Origin of the sequence: Pseudoalteromonas sp. OANN1 (genome assembly GCF_024124685.1) — a bacterium.
GTDB classification, from domain to species: domain Bacteria; phylum Pseudomonadota; class Gammaproteobacteria; order Enterobacterales; family Alteromonadaceae; genus Pseudoalteromonas; species Pseudoalteromonas piscicida.
On the sequence record NZ_JAMXSE010000021.1, the window covers coordinates 1 to 22,428 of the forward strand.

The 22,428-nt window shown below is 42.8% G+C and carries 16 protein-coding genes and 2 pseudogenes; 12 read left to right on the forward strand and 6 right to left on the reverse strand.

What is annotated here, in order from left to right; all coding sequences use genetic code 11:
* Positions 1-371 precede the first annotated feature (371 nt).
* The 6 genes and pseudogenes from NH462_RS23045 to NH462_RS16475 form a co-directional block, all read left to right on the forward strand.
* Positions 372-623 (forward strand): annotated as a pseudogene (locus NH462_RS23045) (HNH endonuclease); the annotation flags it as partial.
* Positions 624-1,049: 426 nt separating this feature from the next.
* Positions 1,050-1,577: an SMI1/KNR4 family protein gene (locus tag NH462_RS16460; RefSeq protein WP_069023626.1), complete on the forward strand. Its 528-nt coding sequence runs from the start codon at positions 1,050-1,052 to the stop codon at positions 1,575-1,577.
* Between the two features lie 228 nt (positions 1,578-1,805).
* On the forward strand, positions 1,806-1,907 hold the full coding sequence (locus tag NH462_RS23050) for an HNH endonuclease (protein ID WP_366033993.1): 102 nt from the start codon (positions 1,806-1,808) through the stop codon (positions 1,905-1,907).
* 2 nt (positions 1,908-1,909) lie between these two features.
* Entirely contained in the window at positions 1,910-2,383 is a 474-nt protein-coding gene (locus NH462_RS16465) for an SMI1/KNR4 family protein (protein WP_253106693.1), read from the forward strand.
* Positions 2,384-2,931: 548 nt separating this feature from the next.
* Positions 2,932-4,416, forward strand: a complete 1,485-nt coding sequence (locus NH462_RS16470; protein ID WP_253106694.1) for a tetratricopeptide repeat protein — start codon at positions 2,932-2,934, stop codon at positions 4,414-4,416.
* Positions 4,417-5,018: 602 nt separating this feature from the next.
* Positions 5,019-5,855, forward strand: a complete 837-nt coding sequence (locus NH462_RS16475; RefSeq protein WP_253106696.1) for a formylglycine-generating enzyme family protein — start codon at positions 5,019-5,021, stop codon at positions 5,853-5,855.
* Here the strand turns inward: NH462_RS16475 and NH462_RS23055 are convergent.
* A pseudogene (locus tag NH462_RS23055) lies at positions 5,852-6,399 on the reverse strand (RNA 2'-phosphotransferase). The gene NH462_RS16475 and the pseudogene NH462_RS23055 sit on opposite strands and share 4 nt — an antisense overlap.
* 275 nt (positions 6,400-6,674) lie before the next feature.
* Positions 6,675-7,703, reverse strand: coding sequence for a DUF1570 domain-containing protein (locus NH462_RS16485; protein WP_253106700.1), 1,029 nt, complete (start codon positions 7,701-7,703; stop codon positions 6,675-6,677).
* Positions 7,704-8,022: 319 nt separating this feature from the next.
* Between NH462_RS16485 and NH462_RS16490 the strand changes: the two genes are divergently transcribed.
* The 5 genes from NH462_RS16490 to lpdA all read left to right on the forward strand — a co-directional run bounded on the left by NH462_RS16490 (position 8,023) and on the right by lpdA (position 16,357).
* Positions 8,023-8,775: a transporter substrate-binding domain-containing protein gene (locus NH462_RS16490; RefSeq protein ID WP_253106702.1), complete on the forward strand. Its 753-nt coding sequence runs from the start codon at positions 8,023-8,025 to the stop codon at positions 8,773-8,775.
* 555 nt (positions 8,776-9,330) lie between these two features.
* Positions 9,331-10,080: a pyruvate dehydrogenase complex transcriptional repressor PdhR gene (pdhR, locus tag NH462_RS16495; RefSeq protein WP_010370324.1), complete on the forward strand. Its 750-nt coding sequence runs from the start codon at positions 9,331-9,333 to the stop codon at positions 10,078-10,080.
* Between the two features lie 70 nt (positions 10,081-10,150).
* Positions 10,151-12,817: a pyruvate dehydrogenase (acetyl-transferring), homodimeric type gene (aceE, locus tag NH462_RS16500; RefSeq protein WP_010370326.1), complete on the forward strand. Its 2,667-nt coding sequence runs from the start codon at positions 10,151-10,153 to the stop codon at positions 12,815-12,817.
* Positions 12,818-12,828: 11 nt separating this feature from the next.
* Positions 12,829-14,721, forward strand: coding sequence for a pyruvate dehydrogenase complex dihydrolipoyllysine-residue acetyltransferase (gene aceF / locus NH462_RS16505; RefSeq protein WP_253106704.1), 1,893 nt, complete (start codon positions 12,829-12,831; stop codon positions 14,719-14,721).
* 211 nt (positions 14,722-14,932) lie between these two features.
* Entirely contained in the window at positions 14,933-16,357 is a 1,425-nt protein-coding gene (lpdA, locus tag NH462_RS16510) for a dihydrolipoyl dehydrogenase (protein WP_010370334.1), read from the forward strand.
* Positions 16,358-16,440: 83 nt separating this feature from the next.
* Here the strand turns inward: lpdA and NH462_RS16515 are convergent, their stop codons facing one another.
* The 4 genes from NH462_RS16515 to NH462_RS16530 form a co-directional block, all read right to left on the reverse strand.
* The gene (locus tag NH462_RS16515) at positions 16,441-17,397 is read right to left on the reverse strand and encodes a cobalamin biosynthesis protein (protein ID WP_253106706.1); all 957 of its coding nucleotides are present in this window, start codon (positions 17,395-17,397) and stop codon (positions 16,441-16,443) included.
* Positions 17,397-18,104 carry a 5'-methylthioadenosine/S-adenosylhomocysteine nucleosidase gene (gene mtnN / locus NH462_RS16520; RefSeq protein ID WP_253106708.1) on the reverse strand — a complete coding sequence of 236 codons (708 nt, stop codon included), beginning with the start codon at positions 18,102-18,104 and terminating at the stop codon, positions 17,397-17,399. The genes NH462_RS16515 and mtnN overlap by 1 nt, the downstream gene beginning before the upstream one ends.
* Before the next feature lie 108 nt (positions 18,105-18,212).
* Positions 18,213-18,803 (reverse strand): DUF2726 domain-containing protein, encoded by a 591-nt coding sequence (locus NH462_RS16525; RefSeq protein WP_017217968.1) that lies wholly within the window; start codon positions 18,801-18,803, stop codon positions 18,213-18,215.
* A gap of 373 nt (positions 18,804-19,176) precedes the next feature.
* Positions 19,177-21,081, reverse strand: coding sequence for an aminotransferase class V-fold PLP-dependent enzyme (locus NH462_RS16530; RefSeq protein WP_017217967.1), 1,905 nt, complete (start codon positions 21,079-21,081; stop codon positions 19,177-19,179).
* A 304-nt stretch (positions 21,082-21,385) separates the two neighbouring features.
* Here NH462_RS16530 and NH462_RS16535 point away from each other — a divergent pair, with 304 nt between their 5' ends.
* On the forward strand, positions 21,386-22,381 hold the full coding sequence (locus NH462_RS16535) for a YncE family protein (protein WP_253106710.1): 996 nt from the start codon (positions 21,386-21,388) through the stop codon (positions 22,379-22,381).
* The last annotated feature ends 47 nt before the right edge of the window (positions 22,382-22,428 follow it).

The following is a 22,428-nucleotide window of genomic DNA, read 5'->3' on the forward strand; positions in this document are numbered from 1 at the left end:
GCCCCTCGATTTCCATGATACCGATTATCGACCAAGTCATGGATTTACGAGATATCACCGCCAATGTCATGTTACTAACCGACGATGATGAAGCCAACGACACCGACGCTTGGCTTGCCTTTACCCTAACAGGTATTGGTTTAGTGCCAGTTGTGGGCTCAGCAGTCAAAGGCGTGGGTAAGGTTATCTTGAAAAATACTGGAGAGTCTCTCTGTGCTGCGCTTGCCGTACTGCGGCTTTTTACCCAAAGAAAAGTCAGTAAAGGCGACCCAGTTAAATACCTAAGAGACATCAACTGGCAAGACCTAGGAAAACAATCCGCCACGGAAGTTAAAAACATCGTCAAAGGCCTGCGCGATTCACTCGACGACATGTCTACCAGTTGGCACTACGACCTACTACTTCCAGACGCCGCCATCGAAGGCATGCAAGCCACGGTAAAACGCCTAGACGACGTCACCCCCAAAATCGACCAGCATATGCAACAAGCCGCCCAAGAAATCGGACAGCGAGTTAATAAAGCACTGGATGAATATCAAGGCCAATCACCAATTCGAGGCGTCACCGACAAGCCCACCAAAGCCAAAGCCGATGAATTGGAGCCGCCAAAAGGGAATGAGTTGCTGGGGGCTGGAAACAAGCCCAAAACACTAGTATCTCGTCTACCAAGAAAAAATGGTAAGTGGGCTACAGGTGTGCCCGGTGATGGTACGTGGCAATCAACACTCAAAGAAGTAAATGAAATTACTGGTGGTCAGCCAATCACATTTAAAAATGGTAGGCCTGACTTTACACCATGGTCTAAGGGCCAAATTGCGTTCGCACCAAATGAATTAAATGGTACACGGCAAGACTTTGGTCAAGTATACAAATATATAGCTGATCAAAAAGGCCTGAAAAGTAAAAATGCCGCTAGGCAATTGCTGAGTAAGCTAGATTTAACTCCACACCACGCTAGTGCTACAATAATCCAGCTTATACCTACGAAATTGCATGGTAATATACCTCATATAGGATCAGCTTCTGATTTAAGAAAAGGAAAGTAAGTTATGATTAAGAATGTTCTTGACTCTCTTGGAGCCATGCCTTTGCATGAATGCAGCGATGAAGTTATTGATATCAATGAGCTTGAAAATAGATTTAAGTTCGAAATACCAGATGAACTAAAGGAACTTTATTCACTATTTAATTCATCAGTTATTTTTGATTCAGGTGCAAAAATTAAGCCTAATCAAGCTACCCCACTGACTGATCATGATGGCTATCAGTCGGTGGAAATTCTTTATGGTATTGATAATCAAGATAACAATATACTCCAGAAAAATGCCATGTACGAAGAACTTGAGCAAAAAGGCTATTTTATTTTTGGCTCCTCTTGTGGTGGCGATCAACTTTGTTTGGGAAAAAGAGATCTCAAAGTCTACTGCTGGGATCATGAAAGTGGTGAAAGCGAACAGGAATTTTATGAGGTTTCTACGAACCTATCTTCATTTTTTCAAGCGCTACAGCCGGATGAAGATGAAGCAACTGATCATGCCTCGAAAATAGACGAAGATAAGTCTTTCCTTTCCTTTTAAATGACTAAGAATAGAATATTGTAGTCAGATCAGTCCTTTTTAAACTGGCTACATTTGGAGTAAATGATCGGGCAAATAATCGATTATCAATAATGACGATGTACTAGCACCATAATTCACTTAAAAGCTGGAGATTGCCGATGACGTCGTAGTCATTGCTGCGTTATCCAAAGTGATATAAAACTAAAAGCGACACTATCATAAACAAAATCCTTCAGATGGTTTGACATAGCATCATCAGACACTGGCAGAATGCAGCTTATTGACAGAACTACACATGATACCTTTAGACATACAGGTGGTATGTCTATTTGGGGAGGAGGATATTAATTATGTTTAAATGTGAACCATATTTGTGGAAAGAAAATAAGCCGACTTATAATCCAAGCTACCTAAAGGAGTTTGAGTTAGAACTTCAGATTAAATTTCCGATAGAGTTTTTGAACTTCATGGAATTATACTTTGGAGATAAGCCTGTTTATTCATCTTTTGAAGTAGGAAAAGGACTTTGTTCAATCGCACATTTCCTTCACTGCCAAAATTTAGTAAATGATGATTTCGAAATTTATAGTATTTCAGATCAAAGAGAAGAAATAGGTGAGTTTCTATCGGATAAAATAGTACCTTTTGCTATAACTTTTGACTCAAATCTAATCGCTTTTGACTTTCGCCATAAAATAACTGAGCCTGAAGTTATATTTATTATCTCTTCGCAACTTGAAGATGGAGATAAAGCAATAAGGCATATTAGCTCAAATTTCCATGAGTTCTTAGCTATCCTAGAAGAAAATGAAGACGAACTTTGACCTAGCAAAGTAAAAGCCACGGGACGCGGCTTTCTTAACAGACTTTGGAGAGAAGCGTGTTATGGTTGATATCGTTACGCTATTTAACCAATTACCCCATAACCAATAGCACCTTTTTAAGTCTTTTAAATTGAACACAGGTTTGATTGTTAAGGCTTAATCAAATCTGACAGTTCGCAACTGATTAATGGCCTACAAGAGCGAATAGCGGACAAACTCGTATTTGGACAGAAATGAGTTTGAGCCGAAAGGACGGCTCAGTGCCAGAAGCAGATCTTTAATGCTACTTTTTAAACTACGTTGGTCGGGTAAGTAGCGGAAACACGCCTCCCGACAATGATGATAAGAAAGCCCAACTTACCGCGTTAATGTGTGACCCCATGATTACCTATTGGTTTTTTAGGGACTAAAAACTGCTTGTTTTAGTCAACACACCAACTATATAATTCAATGACTTAAATAAACCTAACTACCGTATATTGAGGCAGCGTATTTTGCGCGTTTAACGCTTTTTCCAATGTATCAGTAGTCGGACAAGGATGCTCGTTTTGCGCTATCTAATTTTATTTTTGACGTTCTCTATCGGATTGCTTAGCCCTTCAACATGTTTTGCTTCTGATGCAGCTAATCAAGCCGCTGTAAAATCTCAAGCAGTAGTAGATCAAACTTGGCTGATTGGTCAGCTTATTGAGCTGCAAGCGAAAAGCGCAAAACTTGAAGCGACGTTACAGTTACAGAATGTAAGCAGGAGCGATTTAAAAAATGTCGAGGCAGAGCTAAATAGGCTGCAAGTTCAGCTTGTTGAAATGAAAGAAAAGCTAACCGCACAGACTGAAAACCAAGCTAAAGAACTGGCATCTTATGACCGTAGGATTGGCGACGTTAGTTGGAATACCAATATGTGGGGTCTCATTCTGACTGTTTTTGGCGCTATCATTACAGTTGCGGCTATCTTGTTAGGCTTTACGGCTAAAAAACGTGCGGTTGCAGAAGCACAAAAAGAAGCGCAGAAATACATCAAATCAGAAAGTCAGTGTCTTCTTGAAGCACAAGAACAAAATTTCAAAGACGAGCTAAAAAAGTATTCGACTAAGTTTGACGAGCTCCACGGGCAACAAGAAATCCAAGGAAAGCTTATTCATGTGCAAACTATTTTTGATAAAGCACGAGAAGATTTTAATGACAAAAACTACGGATCTGCACTTTTAGCTTTTGAAAAGGTGGTGGGTTATATCGGATCTAATACTGATCCAAGCTTGAAAGATTTCGCCAGCAGAGCGTTATTTGCTAAAGGCCTAGCCCAAGGCAAGCAAAATCAGTCTGAGCAAGCCATCCAAACCTACGATGACTTAATCGCTTACGTTGGTGACGACCAAACGCCGGCTTTGCAAGAGTCGGTTGTGAAGGCCATGCTCAACAAAGGCGTTACGCAAGGCCAGCTAAATCAGTCTGAGCAAGCAATCCAAACCTATAATGACTTAATTGCTTACGTTGGTGACGACCAAACGCCGGCTTTGCGAGAGCAGGTTGTGAAGGCTATGGTCAACAAAGGTGTTACGCAAGACCAGCTAAATCAGTCCGAACAAGCAATCCAAACCTACAATGACTTAATCGCTTACGTTGGTGACGACCAAACGCCGGCTTTGCGAGAGCAGGTTGCGATGGCTCTTAATCAAGTTGGGTTTACCTTGCTATGCCAGAGTAAGCCACTGATTCAGAAAAGTGAGTTTGACGGTGCTAACATACTCCTCAATCAAGCCTTAGAAAAATTTGAATTGGCGATTCGCGAACATGCCTCTGGTATCTGTATTGGCAACAAGGCATACGCCTTAGCGTTATTAGGTCAACTTGAAGGATCCGAGCAGGTGTTAGCGAAGGCTTTACGCGCAGAAGTGGATGGTGGTGAAACCTTGTACCAAGGAACGCTTGAGGATTTAGATATCCATCCTATAGAACAAGACAAAGTCTTCCGTGAAATCATTGAACAGCAGTGGGTCTTTTATCAGCAAGCGCTTAAAGTTAGCGGCGAATAGATTACCTGAAAGTGAAAGTGGGGTCGTCTCTTGCAGCTTATCGGAAAAATGGAGTCGTCTCTTGCAACATTGAAAAAAACCTAACAGGCGACACCCTTTCACCCTTTTATCACGCCTGAAAATAAACATAATTTTAGGGGCGCTGGGAGAGTCCAGAGAAGGGTAAGCGGCAGCCCCTCTTTGGTTGCCGTCGCCAATGCGACAAAAAGCTGAGCAATGGAATCATAGTAAATGTTCAATTGCAGTGCTTCTCAATATAAAGACCAGAGATCTTCTATTCGCTCATTTGCGACACTCGACTAGACTCATTTTGGGGCAGAAACGAGTTGACTGAACGCCCACTTTGTAGGATGAAGGTAACATTGACGACCGTCTTTTGTTCGCTCAAGGCCACATAGCCATAATGATATGCAAGCTCCAGCAGTAGCAGAAGAAATACTTAATTCACTGTCTGGAATTAGTTGACCACTACAACATACAACAACAGCAAAAAATTGGATACTTTCCAATTACCGGGAGCTCGTCACCACCAGTTTTCAAATTTAAAAATGAGAATGAATGGGCAAAATATATCAATCAATTAAAAAGGATAAACGTCTATAATGGTAAGTAGTAAAGCAGAGCACCTAATTAAATTATGTGATACCTATTGCTCATATTTAGAATCAAACGGCCTAAAAATGAAAAGGGAATTATGTGACGCACTTAATGCATACGGAATGGTTCATCACCAAAAGGCACTTAAAGCCTACTTCGAAGCAGGAACAAATATTTCTCTTGAAGTAGATCTGCTTGGAGGAGGGGTTTGCTATGTAAGCGAGATACCACCTAGTAGTGCAGAAGCTGGAGAGTTATGGTTTGATCCTTATGAGTTAGTCTTTATGGTCAAAACTACTAACCCGTTAGGTTTTGGAAAAGGAGTTATAGGTTGGCTGTCAATACACCCAGTATTCTACTGGCAATACCATGTGTTCCAGCGTTTAGTAAAGTACACAGTTAGAGATGACTCGTTTTTACAAGTTGATGATATACTTACATCTCGCCCTTTTGGTATAGATAAGTCTGATTATGCAACGGATATCTATAGTGAAGAGGCAAAAGCCTATGCTAAATGGCATGGTAAATGGCTCGCCTCAAACATTCGCATTGAGGCACTGCTACAATCTTGGAATTATCAAAGTAACCCTGAAATTTTTGATACTGGTATTTATTACTGGGATAACTCGTTTGGTGGAGATGAATCAGAAAGGTTAGTCTTTGGCTTCAGTGATAAAAATTCTTTGAACCAAGGTCAAGTTGCTGAATGGTTTAGAGGAGATAATATTGGTATTGTCACCGCTATCGTAGACCAAGTCGGGTTGACAAATATTGAGCATCTTCCAAAAGATTCTGGTGAGTGTTTAACTCTTATTAATTGCGCTAAAAAGGTTAACCTTTAAATGCATATTAGTTCCGCGGGTACTTGCTTAGTCAACCAAACTTCATTTTCAGAGAGATAAAATTTAAAACCTGATTCGTACATAGCTCGGGCTTTTATTTTGAGAATTATAGGTTTTCCGTATCGTTGTCCTGCTGCTTTTGCGGTATCAATATTCGACGAAAGGTGAACATACAGGCGTTCTTGGGGGATCAAGCCCTGAGCCAATATGTTATCCAAAAAACGTGTAGCTGAGCCGTGGTACAAAAATTCAGGAGGTTCCATCTGCCTTAGCTGCAAATCAACATCAACAGAGTGACCTTGATTTGCTCGTATGCGTAAATAATCGTCAGAAATTATGAATCGTTTTTTTCGTTAGTTTCTACAACTTGTTGGATTAGATCAAATGATAAATTACTTAAACCATTTGAGGTATACGCCTTACTTATTAACTCATTAATGTTAGCCCAACCATATTGATCTAATTCCAATCCAATGGCATCGGGCTTGTGACGAAGTACAAAACTTAGAAATTTACTTACTTTATTTAGCTGATTAGATGTCATTAAGGTACTCTTTTAGCCGTTGCTGGTTCAGCTCAATAGTGTTTGACTTCAGTATTATGTTATAAACATTAACTTTACCCCAGTGGTCTCTATGTTTCTAGAGTTTTGGCTGGAGTTGAATACATAAGTTTATGTAATCTATTTTTTCAATTCGCATTTGTATTTAGCGAGCGCATTTTTGCAAAAAATGAACTCGATACGCATAAATGCGTTTTCAGATATATTGTGATAGGGGTCTAGTCGGGGTTTTATATAACCTGCGCTCATTCTCGGGGCTATTGCCATGCGCCATGTTGAATTTGGCGAGGTGTGTTACGCCATCCCTCAAATTGTGATTCGACATTTTCATTAAAATTACGAAAGAGCTGCTCGATGTTTTGTGCAGGTACAATATTGCACGGGTTGCTGCTTTCTTGTCGTAAATACTCGAAAAAAGCGTTGCTGTTGTGCTCGACCATAAATCCGGTAAACAGATAACTATTGGCATATAAGGTGGCACTTTGCATGGTTTGCCACTGATTTTCGCTATTGAATAGGGTGTTAATATCAAGCTTAGTAAAGCGCGATTTTAAAATCCCTTCTTTCGTTAACCAATCTTCGTCAGAGAGGTAAACTGAAAATTGAGCTGTTTCGGTAATTCTTAGGTGCTCAAAATACTCGGCTAAGCCTTCCGTTACCCATCGAGGGGTTACGCCGAAATAGTAAAAAACGAGGGCGTGCACGGACTCGTGAATGAGCGTTCTTAGCGTTTCTTCTTCCGTGCGACCGCCATTGATAAAGCCTTGGTTTTGAAACAAAAAGTACATGCCCAAGGTGCCAGCGGGCTCTGCATCGCGAGAGAGGATTAACTCATTGTAGTCAGTGTCATTGGCGGCAATATGCATGTTCAATTGGATGGGGGATAAGGCTTCTTTGTGTGCTAACTGGTTAAAAAAGTGCTTAAACATCATATACACCACGTTGAGGGTTTGCTGCGCCTGATACTCAACATAAGGGCTCACGGGTTCACCCGTTAGATTAAGTTGAAAATTTTCAATGTCGCTGAATTGTGTTTGCAAGGAAGATACTTCGCGCTTTAGTGCTCCGCAGGTAGGTGTTGAGATGCCGCTGAACATATTAACAATATCACTGTGCCCGTTTAGGTTATAAAAGGCTTTTTCTGGTACTTCAGGTAGCTGTTGTTTTGTTACTTTTGGTGGTGCAACCGTTAGGTGAGGAGTGGTGTCTGGCTGACTTAAACGTTTTTCTGTATGGGTGTCTAGCTGTATGCCTAATTCAGTCAATAAAGGTTTGATAGACCTCATCGAGTTTGCTGCTGCACTTGGATAGATAAAATAAAGCGCAAACAATATCATTGTGATGATAAGTAGTAGGACAAAGACCCGCCAAACCAAAGTAATATCCTTGTGTAATACATGCCCAGAGACTCTGGTTATACTCGATTATCGGTAAACTTGGCAATGGGTAATTTGATTATCGGCCTACTCCCATGGCATCAAATAACATCTACTTTAGTGTGTCATAGCGCATCGTTTGCATTATTTGCCATTCTTTTTTCTACAACAATGTACCCATAATCTAATTCGTTGCCTATACTTTTTGAAAAAATAACAGAGCATACAGATGAAAGTAGTTTGGCCGTTGATTTTACTGTGTTGTGTGGGTGGGAGTGCGAGCGCGCTTGATACTCAGGTGAATATTACGACGGGGCAATGGCCGCCGTACTTAGATCAAGCGAAACAAGATCAAGGCTGTGTGGCTGCTGTGATCCGAGATGTCTTTGCGCTCTCTGATATAAAAGTCCGATTTTTATTTATGCCTTGGGAGCGCGCCTATCAAGAGGGAATGAAGGCGGCTTATATTGGTAGTGCTTATTGGTATTACAGTGAGCAAAGGAGCAAAGACTATATTTACACTCAATACCCACTCACTGAAGAAACGGCACGCTTTTATCACCATCGAGATTTAGCGTTTACCTATACGAGTTACGCAGATCTTAAGCCATTTAGATTGTTGCTCAATCAAGGGTTAACTTATCCGACTTCTCTGCTAGAAGCGGTAGAGACGCTTGGAATCAAAACCTCATATGCCACGTATACCAGTAAAAATGTGGCACTGATCCTACGAAACCGTGCGGATATTATGATTATGGACGAAAAATCGGCGAAGTCCTATCAGCAGGAACTGCCAGCTGAAGAGGCGGAGTTATTAGTGGCGCAAGCGATCCCAGCTTTTATTCAAAAAGGCTATTTGCTAATCAATAAACATCATAGTGAATATGTCGAGTTGTATAACGAAGGGCTTAAAAAACTATGGGCGGATGAAGACTATGTTGCTCAGTATCGTGCTCGCTGCTCTCGTGTGTTTACCGATTGATTGCTTTTTGGTTTTGCTAAAACCAAATAATGTCCTGATCCGTTGCGAAATCATTCATAAGTTAGAATCTAAATTTGTTTTTAATGTTTTGCATAGCCTGTTGGCTATTTTGACGGTTATAAAGCATAAAGAATGTTATTACACGTAAAGCCTAATAGTGTATTCAGTGGGATTTTAGAGCATGCTTTACAGCCAACAATCGTAAAGACTATCTTGAATCGTCATTGGCTGCTTTAGATTAAGACTTGCCTTATCCAAACCGCCTTTCCGGCAGCTTGATTTAGCGTTTAATGGTATATGTCTACCTGGTCTGACCATTTAAATCGCCTTTTAAATTTGCCCGATTCTTGGTTAAAGTTTATGCACGCCAACTGTTGTTTTTACACTCAGCTAATTATTGAATTGGGCTGAATTTTGACAGTTGTCATGGATTTTGATAACGTATTGTGCAAATTTGGTATGACCAATTTACCTATGAAGTTAATTCTTACCAAATTGATTAAAATAAGTCAGCGGTCTGGCTAGGTCACATCATAAAAAATTGGCGTTATTTCAATGTCTTTAAAGATTAAAGCAGCAAAATTATCCGACGTAATACTAGAACAGCTTGAGAATATGATCCTCGAGGGCTCGTTATTACCCGGTGCAAAGTTGCCGCCTGAGCGTGAACTAGCTAAGCAGTTTGAAGTGTCGCGTCCATCACTTCGTGAGGCTATCCAGAAATTGGAAGCTAAGGGGCTTGTTACCCGTCGGCAAGGTGGTGGCACGTATGTTAAGAATCAGCTAGAAGAAGGGCTGACTGATCCGTTATTCGACTTGATCAGTAAGCATCCAGAATCTCAGTTCGATTTACTTGAGTTTCGTCATGCATTAGAAGGCATCGCCGCCTACTATGCGGCACTCAGGGGCACAGAGAATGACTTTGCAAAGGTACAACAAAGCTTTGACAATATTGCAGAGATAGGTGATGACCTGATGCAAAAGGCAAGGGCAATTAATGCTTTTCACTTTGCCGTTGCAGAAGCGTCACATAACGTCGTCCTGCTTCATCTTGTAAAAGGGATGCAGTCACTGCTTGAGCAAAACGTGTTGCAAAACTTAACGGTCTTGGTGCAAAAATCAGATGTGAGTGAGCAGCTCGGTGAGCACAGAAAGTTGTTATTAGATGCGGTGATCAATGGTAACCCTGAACAAGCAAGACTTGCTAGTAACGCCCACTTAGCCTTTATCGAAGAAGCGTTATTAGAAGCCGGTAAAGAGCGTTCGCGAATAGAACGTTCACTGCGTAGAACAAAACAGCAGTAATCGGACTTGATTCAGTAAGAATTGGCACAAATAGAATAAATTCGTATTTTAAACATAAGGAACACTCCATATGTCTGAAGTCAATAAAATTGACGTAGACGCGCTAGAAACCCAAGAATGGTTACAGGCGCTTGAGTCGGTAGTAAAAGAAGAAGGCGTAGAGCGCGCTCAGTTCTTGTTAGAGCAAGTATTAGAGCAAGCGCGTCTTGATGGCGTAGATATGCCAACAGGCACTACGACTAACTATGTCAACACAATCCCAGCAGATCAAGAACCTGCGTATCCAGGGGATGTGAACCTTGAGCGTCGTATTCGCTCTATCATCCGTTGGAATGCGATCATGATCGTACTTCGTGCTTCGAAGAAAGATCTTGAGCTGGGCGGGCATATGGCCTCTTACCAGTCGTCAGCTGCATTCTATGAAATGTGTTTCAACCACTTCTTCCGTGCACCAAACGAGAAAGACGGTGGTGACTTAGTGTATTACCAAGGTCACATCTCTCCGGGCATTTATGCTCGTGCATTTGTTGAAGGCCGCCTAAGCGCTGAGCAGCTAGATAACTTCCGTCAGGAAGTAGACGGTAACGGTATTTCTTCATACCCACACCCTAAGTTAATGCCTGAATTCTGGCAGTTCCCAACGGTTTCTATGGGTCTAGGTCCAATTGCGTCTATCTACCAAGCGCGTTTCCTTAAGTACCTAGATGGCCGTGGTCTAAAAGATACGTCTGAGCAACGCGTTTACGCCTTCCTTGGTGATGGTGAAATGGATGAGCCAGAATCACGTGGTGCGATTTCATTTGCTGCCCGTGAAAAGCTAGACAACCTATGCTACCTAATCAACTGTAACCTACAGCGTCTTGACGGCCCAGTAATGGGTAACGGTAAGATCATCCAAGAACTAGAAGGCCTATTTAAAGGTGCTGGTTGGAACGTGATCAAAGTCGTTTGGGGTTCTGGTTGGGATAAGCTACTTGCCAAAGATACTACGGGTAAATTGCTGCAACTGATGAATGAAACAGTTGACGGTGATTACCAAACTTACAAAGCAAAAGATGGTGCCTTCGTACGTGAGCACTTCTTCGGTCGTTACCCAGAAACAGCAGCGCTTGTTGCTGATATGACTGACGACGAAATCTTCGCGTTGAAGCGCGGTGGTCATGAGCCATCTAAGCTATTTGCTGCATTTAAAGCGGCACAAGACACCAAAGGTCGTCCAACTGTGATCTTAGCTAAAACCGTTAAAGGTTACGGCATGGGCGCTGCGGCTGAAGGCAAAAACATTGCTCACCAAGTTAAGAAAATGGACATGACACACGTAGCACACCTACGTTCACGTCTAGGCCTAGATGACTTGGTATCTGATGAGCAATTACAAGAGCTACCTTACTTGACGCTAGAAGAAGGGTCAAAAGAGCACGAATATCTACATGCTCGCCGTAACGCGCTTCACGGTTATACACCTAAGCGTTTACCTAACTTCACAGAAACGCTTACGCTACCTGAGCTAGATGCATTTAAACCGCTTCTAGAAGAACAAAAGCGTGATATCTCAACCACAATGGCATACGTTCGTGCACTTAATATCTTGTTAAAAGACAAGAATATCGGTAAGAGCGTTGTTCCAATTATTGCTGATGAAGCGCGTACTTTTGGTATGGAAGGTTTATTCCGTCAAATCGGTATTTACAACCCGCACGGCCAAAACTACAGCCCAGAAGACCGCGATATCGTTTCTTACTATAAAGAAGCAACGTCAGGTCAGGTACTACAAGAAGGTATCAATGAGCTAGGTGCGATGTCTTCATGGGTTGCAGCAGCAACGTCATACAGCACCAACGACCTACCAATGATCCCGTTCTATATCTACTACTCAATGTTTGGTTTCCAACGTGTAGGTGATATGGCGTGGATGGCGGGCGACCAACAAGCGCGTGGCTTCCTATTAGGGGCAACTGCCGGTCGTACAACGCTAAATGGTGAAGGTCTACAGCACGAAGACGGTCACTCACACATTCAAGCAGGTACAGTGCCTAACTGTATTTCTTACGACCCAACGTTTGCATTTGAAGTAGCGGTTATTCTGCAAGATGGTATCCGTCGTATGTACGGTCCAGAGCAAGAGAACGTGTTCTACTACCTAACGCTAATGAACGAAAACTACCATATGCCAGCAATGCCTGAAGGCGCTGAAGAAGGTATTCGTAAGGGTATTTACAAGCTTGAAAGCTACACTGGCGACAAAGCACAGGTTCAGCTAATGGGCTCGGGTACTATCCTGAACGAAGTACGTAAAGCGGCGCAAATTCTAAGCGACGATTACGGTATCGGTTCAGACGTATTCTCTGTAACGTCATTTAACGAGCTTGCTCGTGACGGTCAAGATGCAGAGCGTTTCAACATGCTTAACCCAGAAGCAGAGCAAAAAGTAGCTTACATCACCAGCGTGCTTGGTGATGCGCCAGCAATTGCTGCTACGGATTACATGAAAAACTATGCTGATCAAGTACGTGCATTTATGCCAAGTGCATCTTACAAAGTACTTGGCACAGACGGCTACGGTCGTTCAGACAGCCGTGAAAACCTACGTCGTCACTTTGAAGTGAACGCCGGTTACGTGGTAGTTGCTGCACTTGGCGAGCTAGTTAAGCAAGGCAAAGTTGAAAAATCAGTAGTGACTGACGCTATCAAGAAATTTGATATCGACACCACCAAAACTAACCCACTTTACGCATAAGAGGACGAGTGATGGCAATCGAAATTCATGTTCCAGATATTGGTGCCGATGAGGTTGAAGTAACCGAGATCCTAGTAAGCGTAGGTGACACGGTTGCAGAAGAGCAATCGCTTATCACTGTTGAAGGCGACAAAGCATCAATGGAAGTACCTGCCTCAGTGGCGGGTACAGTTAAAGAAATCAAAATAGCGGAAGGCGATAAAGTATCGACTGGCTCTTTGATTATGGTTTTTGAAGCGGCAGGTGAAGAAGCACCGGCAGAGCAACCAGCAGAAGAAGCTAAGCCAGAAGCAAGCGCCTCAGGCAAGACAGAAGTGAAAGAAGTTCACGTACCAGATATTGGTGGCGATGAAGTTGAAGTAACTGAAATCTTAGTAGCTGCGGGCGATGTTGTTGAAGAAGAGCAATCGCTTATCACGGTTGAAGGCGACAAGGCTTCAATGGAAGTACCAGCACCATTTGCAGGTACTATTAAAGAAGTGAAAATCAACGCAGGTGACAAAGTGTCAACCGGTTCATTGATCTTCATCTTCGAAGTGGCAGGTAGCGGTGATGCGCCTGCGACTACTGAAGCTGCAGAAGCGCCAGCTGAAGAGCAAGCACCAGCTGCATCAGCTGAAAAAGAAGTGCATGTACCAGATATCGGTGGCGACGAAGTTGAAGTCACTGAAATCATGGTTGCTGTTGGCGACAGCGTTGAAGACGAACAATCTCTTATCACGGTTGAAGGCGACAAAGCCTCAATGGAAGTACCAGCACCGTTTGCAGGTACGATTAAAGAGATCAAAGTCAATGCGGGCGACAAAGTATCAACGGGCTCTTTAATCTTCGTATTCGAAGTGAAAGGCGCGGCACCTGCACCTCAGGCAGCAGCTAAAACTGAAGCAAAACCAGCTCAATCAGCGGCTCCCGCGGCAAAAGCTGAAGCACCAAAAGCTTCTGCACAAAAAGATGACTTTGTGGCCAATGATCAGTATGCCCACGCATCACCTGTGGTACGTCGTTTAGCGCGTGAGTTTGGAGTTAACCTAGCTCGCGTTAAAGGTACAGGTCGTAAAAATCGTGTACTAAAAGAAGACGTACAAAACTACGTGAAAGAGCTGGTTAAGCAAGTTGAGTCTGGTCAAATCGCAAAAGGTGGCAACACTGGCGGCGGTGAGCTTGGTCTTATTCCTTGGCCAAAAGTAGATTTCAGCAAGTTTGGTGAAATTGAAGAGAAGAAACTTTCTCGCATCAACAAGCTATCGGGTGCAAACCTTCACCGTAACTGGGTACAAATCCCACATGTTACGCAGTTTGACGAAGCAGATATCACAGAGCTTGAAGCGTTCCGTAAAGAACAGAACGTGCTAGCTGAGAAGAAGAAAATGGGTGTGAAGATCACGCCATTAGTATTCGTGATGAAAGCGGCTGCAAAAGCACTTGAAGAGTTCCCAACATTTAACTCTTCACTATCTGAAGATGGTGAGAGCTTAATCTTGAAGAAATATGTTCACATCGGTATCGCGGTTGATACACCAAATGGTCTAGTGGTTCCTGTTGTTCGCGACGTGAACAAGAAAGGCATCATTGAGATATCACGTGAGTTGATGGAAATTTCCAAGAAAGCACGTGATGGTAAACTGACGTCTGCTGATATGCAGGGCGGCTGTTTCACTATTTCAAGCCTAGGCGGTATCGGCGGTACGGCGTTTACGCCAATCGTTAATGCTCCTGAAGTTGCGATTTTGGGTGTTTCTAAGTCAGACTTCAAACCGAAATGGAATGGTAAAGAGTTTGAGCCGCGCCTAATGGTGCCGCTAAGCTGTTCATACGACCATCGTGTCATTGACGGCGCGCTAGCAGCTCGCTTTACTGTGACACTTGCAAACTACCTAAGCGATATTCGCCAGCTAGTAATGTAAGAATAGAAACCGCATGATTTAGGTGATGCGGTTTTCTTGTATTTTATTGTTCCGCTTGATAATTAGGCGGGACAACAGAGAGTGTGAATGATACACTTTCGAGCAATAATAACTCTCTCTGCCCTGTGCCCCGAATCGGGTGTTTGGCAGGCACTTTGGGTCGGCTACTCTCGACGAGTAAACCCGTTCAAATAACAGTTAAGGTAATAACATGAGCAACGAAATCAAAACTCAAGTTGTTGTACTAGGCGGTGGTCCTGGTGGTTACTCTGCAGCATTCCGTGCAGCAGACTTAGGTTTAGACGTTACACTAATCGAATCTCGCGACACGCTAGGTGGTGTGTGCTTGAACGTTGGTTGTATCCCTTCAAAAGCCCTTCTTCACGTTGCAAAGGTAATTGACGATGCAGCTGAAATGGCTTCTCACGGTGTTTCTTTCGGTGCTCCACAAATTGATCTAGACAAAATCCGTTCATGGAAAGAGTCTGTTATCGGTCAACTTACTGGTGGTCTTGGCGGAATGGCTAAGATGCGTAAAGTAACTGTAGTTAATGGCTACGGTAAGTTCACAGGTTCTAACACTATCGCAGTTGAAGGTGCTGATGGTGCGAAAACAGTGACCTTTGAAAACGCAATCATTGCAGCGGGTTCTCAGCCTGTAAGCCTACCTTTCATTCCTGAAGACGAGCGTATCATCGACTCTACAGGTGCACTTGAGCTTAAAGATGTGCCTGAAAAGCTACTTGTACTAGGTGGTGGTATCATCGGTCTCGAGATGGGTACTGTTTACCGTTCACTAGGTTCAGCGATTGACGTAGTTGAGTTTGCTGATCAACTAGTACCAGCGGCAGACAAAGACGTTATCAAGATTTACCAAAAGTACGTTAAAGACAAGTTTAACGTAATGCTTTCTACTAAAGTTGTTGCTGTTGAAGCGAAAGAAGACGGTATCTACGTATCTTTCGAAGGCAAGCAAGCACCAGAAGGCCAAGTTCGTTATGACAAAGTACTAGTTGCTGTTGGTCGTACACCAAATGGTAAGCTAATCGACGCTGACAAAGCGGGCGTAAATGTTGATGAGCGTGGCTTTATCAGCACTGACAAGCAAATGAAAACCAACGTTGATCACATCTTCGCTATCGGTGACATCGTAGGTCAACCTATGCTTGCACACAAAGCGGTTCATGAAGGTCACGTTGCTGCTGAAGTTATCTCTGGTAAGAAGCATTACTTCGATCCTAAGTGTATTCCTTCAATTGCATATACAGATCCAGAAATCGCTTGGGTTGGTGTGACTGAGAAAGAAGCAAAAGAGCAAGGTCTAAGCATTGAAACTGCGGTATTCCCGTGGGCTGCTTCTGGTCGTGCAATCGCTTCTGCACGTACTGAAGGTTCTACTAAGCTTATCTTTGATAAAGAGTCAGGCCGTGTGATCGGTGGTGCTATGGTTGGTATCAATGCAGGTGAAATGCTTGGTGAAATCGGTCTAGCAGTAGAGATGGGTGCTGACGGTGAAGACCTAGCGCTTACTATCCACGCTCACCCAACGCTGAACGAGTCAATCGGTCTAGCTGCTGAAATCTTCGAAGGTTCAATCACTGACCTTCCAAATAAAAAAGCAGTGAAGAAAAAGTAAGTTTTTCTGAGCTTTTAAAAACCCAGCCTTGTGCTGGGTTTTTTGTTTTTGGCTAAGTGGGAGAGCTTATTTTTCTAAGTATCCTAAGCCATCAGCCTGAGAAAATTAATAATTACAAGTAGTAAGGCGGAAGTGGCAATAAATAGCCAGCGCATTTGGTTGAGTAGTCCGAGTAAATGCTGAATATGTTCAGATGAGGGTTGCGTTTTTGCACCTACCCGCATCACGTCAAAACGTTCACCAAAATAAAAACGCGGCCCTGCGAGTTGTGTATGTAAATTTGCTGCAAAAAAGCTCAGTGCCCATCCAGTATTCGTTTGGCTAAAGTGACGGCCGTAGTATTTAATGTAGTGCCAAGTTTGCTTTGGTCTAAGTAGCAACGAAAAGCAGGTAATTAATAATCGAATAGGCACAAACTCAACGAGCCAAATCATGCGGGAAAGACTTGCCATAAAACGGCTTGAGGGGAGCATTACTTGCCGCCAAGCGTGGTCACACAGTAGTAATAGTTTATAAAATAGCGCGAGATAGGGACCTGCTGCTAGATACAGTAAAGCAATGACAAAAAAATGGCGCAAGGTATTTAATGCGGTGCTATCTATGGCGGCTTTACAAATACCAAGCTCTGTTAGCTTCTCTACATCTCTTGCTACCATTCCTTGCAACACGGCTCTTGCGGTTACTTTTTGCTTTGATTTTATCAATGCGGAAATACGCTTAGCACGGCTTTCATGGCTAATATCTAAGCATAAAAACAACACCAGCCCACCGAGCCAATTAGGATAAAAAGCAAAGCTAATAATCGCATGAGTTAATACAGTGATAGTTAATATTGGTAGGAGGAAGCCGAGTGTGCCGGATAAAAGTTGATAACTAGAAGCCGCTTTGGGGCGATAAACTCTTTCGGCAATGGCTTTAAAAACAAGGCTAAGAATAAGATTAGGGTGATAAAGTGTTGATAACCTTACCCCTAGGCTGGCAAAAATCGCCAGTAAGAAAATGATCAGGCCCTCATGGGCCTGAAGCAAGCTGTCGAGCACTAAAGCGTAACCTTATCCAGCTTATTAAGTAGTGCCATCACCATCTTAGAAGAGTTTACAGAAGCGACTTCTAGATACTCTTCGAATGATTGCGGTGATTCTTTGCCGGCGATATCAGATAGCGAGCGGATCACAACAAATGGCGTGTTTAAAGAATGACAAGCCTGCGCAATTGCCGCACCTTCCATTTCGACTGCTAACATCGTAGGGAAGTCTGCACGCGCCTTGTCGATGCGTACTGGGTCGCACATAAATGAGTCACCCGTACAGATCAAACCAACCATAGTTTGAATGCCTTCAAGTTCATGTACGCTTTGCTCTGCAGCTTCAACTAATTTTGCATGCGAAGTGAACGCAGCAGGCATTTGTGGAACTTGACCAATTTCATAGCCAAATGCAGTAACATCAACATCGTGATGACGTACTTCATTTGAAATAACCACATCGCCGACGTTTAGTGATGGTTCAAAACCACCTGCAGAACCCGTGTTGATCACGCAATCTGGCGTAAAGTTGTCGATCAGCAAAGTTGTCGCAACTGTTGCTGCCACTTTACCAATGCCAGACTGTACAAGCGTTACATCAAGACCAGCCAGTTTGCCGGTATAAAAAGTAAAGCCACCTTTGGTCAATGTTTGCGGGTTTTCCATGGTGTTACGCAAAATGGTAACTTCTTGCTCCATTGCGCCGATAATGCCTACTTTCATCAAAAGATTCCTAATTTGTGGTGGGGAAAGCCCCAGTGTCAAAATTGCTTTTATTATACGAAAGGGGTTTTGATAGGTAAAACAAAAAACGGGCTGACGCCCGTTTTGCTAGATTTCTGCCAACTGAGTTGACTGTGCTTTTGCCTGTGAAGGTGACAGTACTGCAGGTTTGTAGGTGCGGTTTCTGGTTTTCTTTGGCATCTCCACTTTTTGGCCGAGCTTGAATAAGATTGCCGCACGAACTTCAGCACTTTGGTAGCCACTTTTGATTTTCATGCGAATGTGTGGAATACCCGCAGATTCCAGAGCGCCACTGACAAACCAATCTTTTTGTGCTTTATGGCCGTTTTTATTGGAATTATTGACTAAGTCTACAGCGGCAACAATTTTCAGTGTCTCTTTGTCTACCAAAACATAATCCAACTGTTTATTCTTAGCTTTAGTTACCGCGGCACGACGTGCTTTTGGAGAGATCCCCGGTTTGCACTCAATTACATCAATGAGCTTAATACGGCTTACGATTTTATATCTATCGCCAACGGCACGTTCTAATAAATGTAGAAACGATGCTTCAACGGTGGTAAAAACAGATTCTTTACGATTAAACGGATAAGGATTGCCACCTACATCGGTGTACTTAGAAGCGACAATGGAAGCAACGACCACTAGAGCCAAAATAGCAAGCAACGCAAATTCCATACAAAACTCCAAATCAAAAAAATGACATCTGTGGTTTTATAAGCAATAGCTGTGCCAAAAGAACGCTTAAATTAGTGGGGGGTTAACATTAAATCGGTGAATCAGTATTTGGGATATGGAAAGAAAAATAAAGTGCTTGAAGTTGATTATACTAGGCTGCGATATCTTACAACATGGCTGCCTAGTACTGGATAATGATACTATACCAATTAACCTTAATACTTGCTCAATTTGAAGGAGTAAACCTGACGCTAACAGCGTTAAAACTTTTTTATTTAGAACAACTAAATAGCAAAATTTTTGCCTTGTTATCGACAAGATTTTCTCGCCTCAAAATAGACCACTTAATTAAGATAACTGGTATTAGCTCGCGTTATTTGTCCTCTTTAAGCACATAGATCTCACCATCGAAACTACCTTGAATGGTCAATCCTTGCCCTGCCAGCTCCTTGAGATATTCAATATGCTCTTGGGTAATATGTTGACCTGGCACCAAAAGCGGAATACCCGGAGGATATGGGGTGACTAAACCTGCACAAATACGGTTGTTGCTCTTGCTAATAGGTACAGATTCACGCTCGCCGTAGAAGGCATCGCTAGGGATACAAGCAAGGTCAATAGCGGGCAAATTCTCAGGTAAGCGTGAGCGTCGCGTTGACTTCGATAGTTTTACCTTGCCGCCATCAAGTTTCTTTAAGGCATTGTATAAACGAATGATCTTTGAGCGTGTACCACCCAAGGTTAGTAAGACTAAGATGGTACTGTGTGTATATTTCTCAATCTCCAGCCCAATTTCGTCCAGCAGAAACTTATGAATATCCTTTAATGAGTATGGCAGCTCACTAATATCGATGAGGATTTTAAGTGGATCATGCCCCATATTATCGCCACTAAAATGTGGGAATATATTCATAAAGTCTTGCTTATCAAGCACTTTAATATGCTTGAGCGAGGCCATCTGCTGTTTGAATTCTGCAACATGGTTCAGCAGTGCATTGAGTAACTTATAGCCTTCCATCTCTAGCTGCTTTTGGCACACATCCAAAGACGCAATAAGCTGGTATTTGGGCGAGGTGCTGGCGTAGATACTGTAAATCTCACGGAAGAAATCAGCATCAAAATCGGGGTCATTAATATGGATATAAGACGCCTGCGAAAATGCCGATACGACTTTATGCGCCGAATGGGTGACATAATCGGCACCTGCATGAATGGCGGAGTAATGGCGCAAGCTAGGGTGAAATAGCGAGTAAGCAAACCAAGCTTCATCAATAAAGACTTTGATGCCATGCTGATGAGCAAATTCTACGACTTGTTTCAGGTCGCTCAGCAAACCATCATAGGTACAGCCTGTGAGCACCAGTAGTTTTGCATCGGTATTTTGTTCAATCGCTTGCTTAATATCGGCCAGTGAAGGCGGTGCAAATATGCCATATTTTGGATTTAAGATACTCGACAAATAGATTGGGAAACTGGCCGATTGCAAAATGCCATAGTGCACAGACTTATGACAGTTGCGGTCGATGATCACCTTATCGCCCTTGCGAAGGAGGGTTTGCAAAATAATTTTATTCGAGGTGGACGAACCGTTGGTCACGAAGTAGGTGCGTTTAACCTCAAACGTTGCCGCTGCGGACTCCTGAGCGCGGCCAATGGTATTGGTGCTGTCTGACAGTGAACCTAACGAATCAACCGATACAGACAAGTCTCCGACAAATACATTACGGCCATAGAATTGATAAAAATCTTTGATATAAGGAGAGTTTCTAAAGCTCGAACCGCCGCTGTGACCCGGAGTATGCCAAGAGTCGTTCGCTTCGCCGACATAGCTGCGATACGCCGTCCAGAATGGCGTCTCGGCTCTGTCATCAAAGTCGTTGATCATATATCCTAAAATGGCTTCAGGATCTGAGATAACTTCATCTTTAAAGAAGAAAGACTCGATTTCCTCGGATTCGTTGACTATCTCAAGCCCTTTAGTGTCATCACCAATAACGTAAACCGGTAATTCTAGACGAATACTTTTTAATTGCTCGATAAAGCGACTATAGGTTTGTTCGCCACTTTTGTTGTGCACATCCCAACTCAGCACGACAGCTTGAATATCACCATCTTCAGTGACATGTTCCAAGGCTTTTGAAAGTTCGAGGCATTCAATAATATCGATTTGAACATCCTCTCGCTCAAAGTTAGGGATCGTTTTTGACAGATTGCTTGAGAGCGCTTGCAATACAGCTGGCTCTTGTTCTATTAACAAGATACGAAGGACAGGTAGCATAATGATATTCGCATTAAAATTTAAAGACTTTCATTAGCATAAAGAAAGCGCAGTGATTTGTGAAATCAATACTTTGAAAATGTTCCAGAAATTGTAAAACGGATGTAGGCGAGGAAGTTGTTGCGAGTGATGGAAAGTGTGCGATTCAACATAGGAAACAGGAAGGTTTCGAGTATCAGGCGTGTCTGAGTTAAATTTGGGATAGGGTGTTTTTGAAGGCTGTATTACGATTGCTTTTCAATGATAAATACAGTCGGTAGTTATAAAAACAATAGTACTAGCTAACAGATCAAAAGGAGTCAAAATGAGATTGGTTAATTATGTTGTGTATGTGTTCTTATTTGGGTGTTTAATCAGCTTCCCTTCATGGGCTGATACAAATAACTTGTCGGGAACATTGGTTGTTGTAAATAAAAAGGGGGACTCGGTTGATTTCATCGATCTTAGCAGCCGAAAAATTAAGCTGACGCTCGCAACCGGCAGAGGACCACATGAATTAGCAATGAGTACCGACGGGCATACGGCTGTTGTCACTAATTATGCACGTGGCAATAGTCTAAGTGTTTTTGACGTTCGGCAAGCAAAAAAAGTAAAAACCATTGATTTGTCTCGTTATCCAAGGCCACATGGCGTGTTGTTTTTAAAAGACCAAAAACGCGTTGCAGTATCGTCTGAAGGTTCAGACAGTGTGGTAATCGTTGATATAGAGTCGGGGAAAATTGATAAAGTAATATCAACAGAGCAAAAAGGCTCTCATATGGTGGCGCTGCCGGCGTCTAGCGAGCGTGTTTACACCACAAATATGCGCGCAGATTCAGTGTCTGAATTAGATGTAAAGTCAGGTGCCTTACTTCGCAAAATTTCAATGCCAAAAGTACCAGAGGCTATCACTATAAATAAAAGTGGCTCAGAGCTCTGGGTTGGTAGCAACGATGATGGCTTAGTTACCGTGTTTGATGTAGCAAATGAGCGTATAATTAAGCAATGGAAAGGCTATAGCTTTCCATACCGTGTGTTACTTACCCGCGATGAGCAGCTTGCTGTGATCCCAGACTATAGGAATCACACCCTTGATGTGATCGATGCAATGCACAAAGAAAAGCTGCGTCAAATAAAGTTTGAGCTGGGAACAGGACCAAAAGGCGTGATCCTCCATCCAGACGATCGCACTTTATTTTTATCCGCTTACCAAAAAAATAAGGTCCTTGTTATAGATATTGTATCTGGCAAAACCTTATTTGAACTCCCTACTGGTAACGGACCAGATGGAATAGGGTATTCAGCAGTGGTATTGCCTTAGGCTAGCCATCTCGTCGATACGAATGTGGCGTAAAGTAGGAGCTGCTT

Coding starts and splice junctions, on each gene's coding strand:
- NH462_RS16530 (WP_017217967.1), bottom strand. CDS start 21,081: ATGCTACCTGTCCTTCGTATCTTGTTAATAGAACAAGAGCCAGCTGTA.
- aceE (WP_010370326.1), top strand. CDS start 10,151: ATGTCTGAAGTCAATAAAATTGACGTAGACGCGCTAGAAACCCAAGAA.
- NH462_RS16485 (WP_253106700.1), bottom strand. CDS start 7,703: ATGAGGTCTATCAAACCTTTATTGACTGAATTAGGCATACAGCTAGAC.
- NH462_RS16475 (WP_253106696.1), top strand. CDS start 5,019: ATGGTAAGTAGTAAAGCAGAGCACCTAATTAAATTATGTGATACCTAT.
- NH462_RS16525 (WP_017217968.1), bottom strand. CDS start 18,803: ATGGAATTTGCGTTGCTTGCTATTTTGGCTCTAGTGGTCGTTGCTTCC.
- NH462_RS16465 (WP_253106693.1), top strand. CDS start 1,910: ATGTTTAAATGTGAACCATATTTGTGGAAAGAAAATAAGCCGACTTAT.
- NH462_RS16460 (WP_069023626.1), top strand. CDS start 1,050: ATGATTAAGAATGTTCTTGACTCTCTTGGAGCCATGCCTTTGCATGAA.
- mtnN (WP_253106708.1), bottom strand. CDS start 18,104: ATGAAAGTAGGCATTATCGGCGCAATGGAGCAAGAAGTTACCATTTTG.
- lpdA (WP_010370334.1), top strand. CDS start 14,933: ATGAGCAACGAAATCAAAACTCAAGTTGTTGTACTAGGCGGTGGTCCT.
- NH462_RS16535 (WP_253106710.1), top strand. CDS start 21,386: ATGAGATTGGTTAATTATGTTGTGTATGTGTTCTTATTTGGGTGTTTA.
- NH462_RS16490 (WP_253106702.1), top strand. CDS start 8,023: ATGAAAGTAGTTTGGCCGTTGATTTTACTGTGTTGTGTGGGTGGGAGT.
- aceF (WP_253106704.1), top strand. CDS start 12,829: ATGGCAATCGAAATTCATGTTCCAGATATTGGTGCCGATGAGGTTGAA.
- pdhR (WP_010370324.1), top strand. CDS start 9,331: ATGTCTTTAAAGATTAAAGCAGCAAAATTATCCGACGTAATACTAGAA.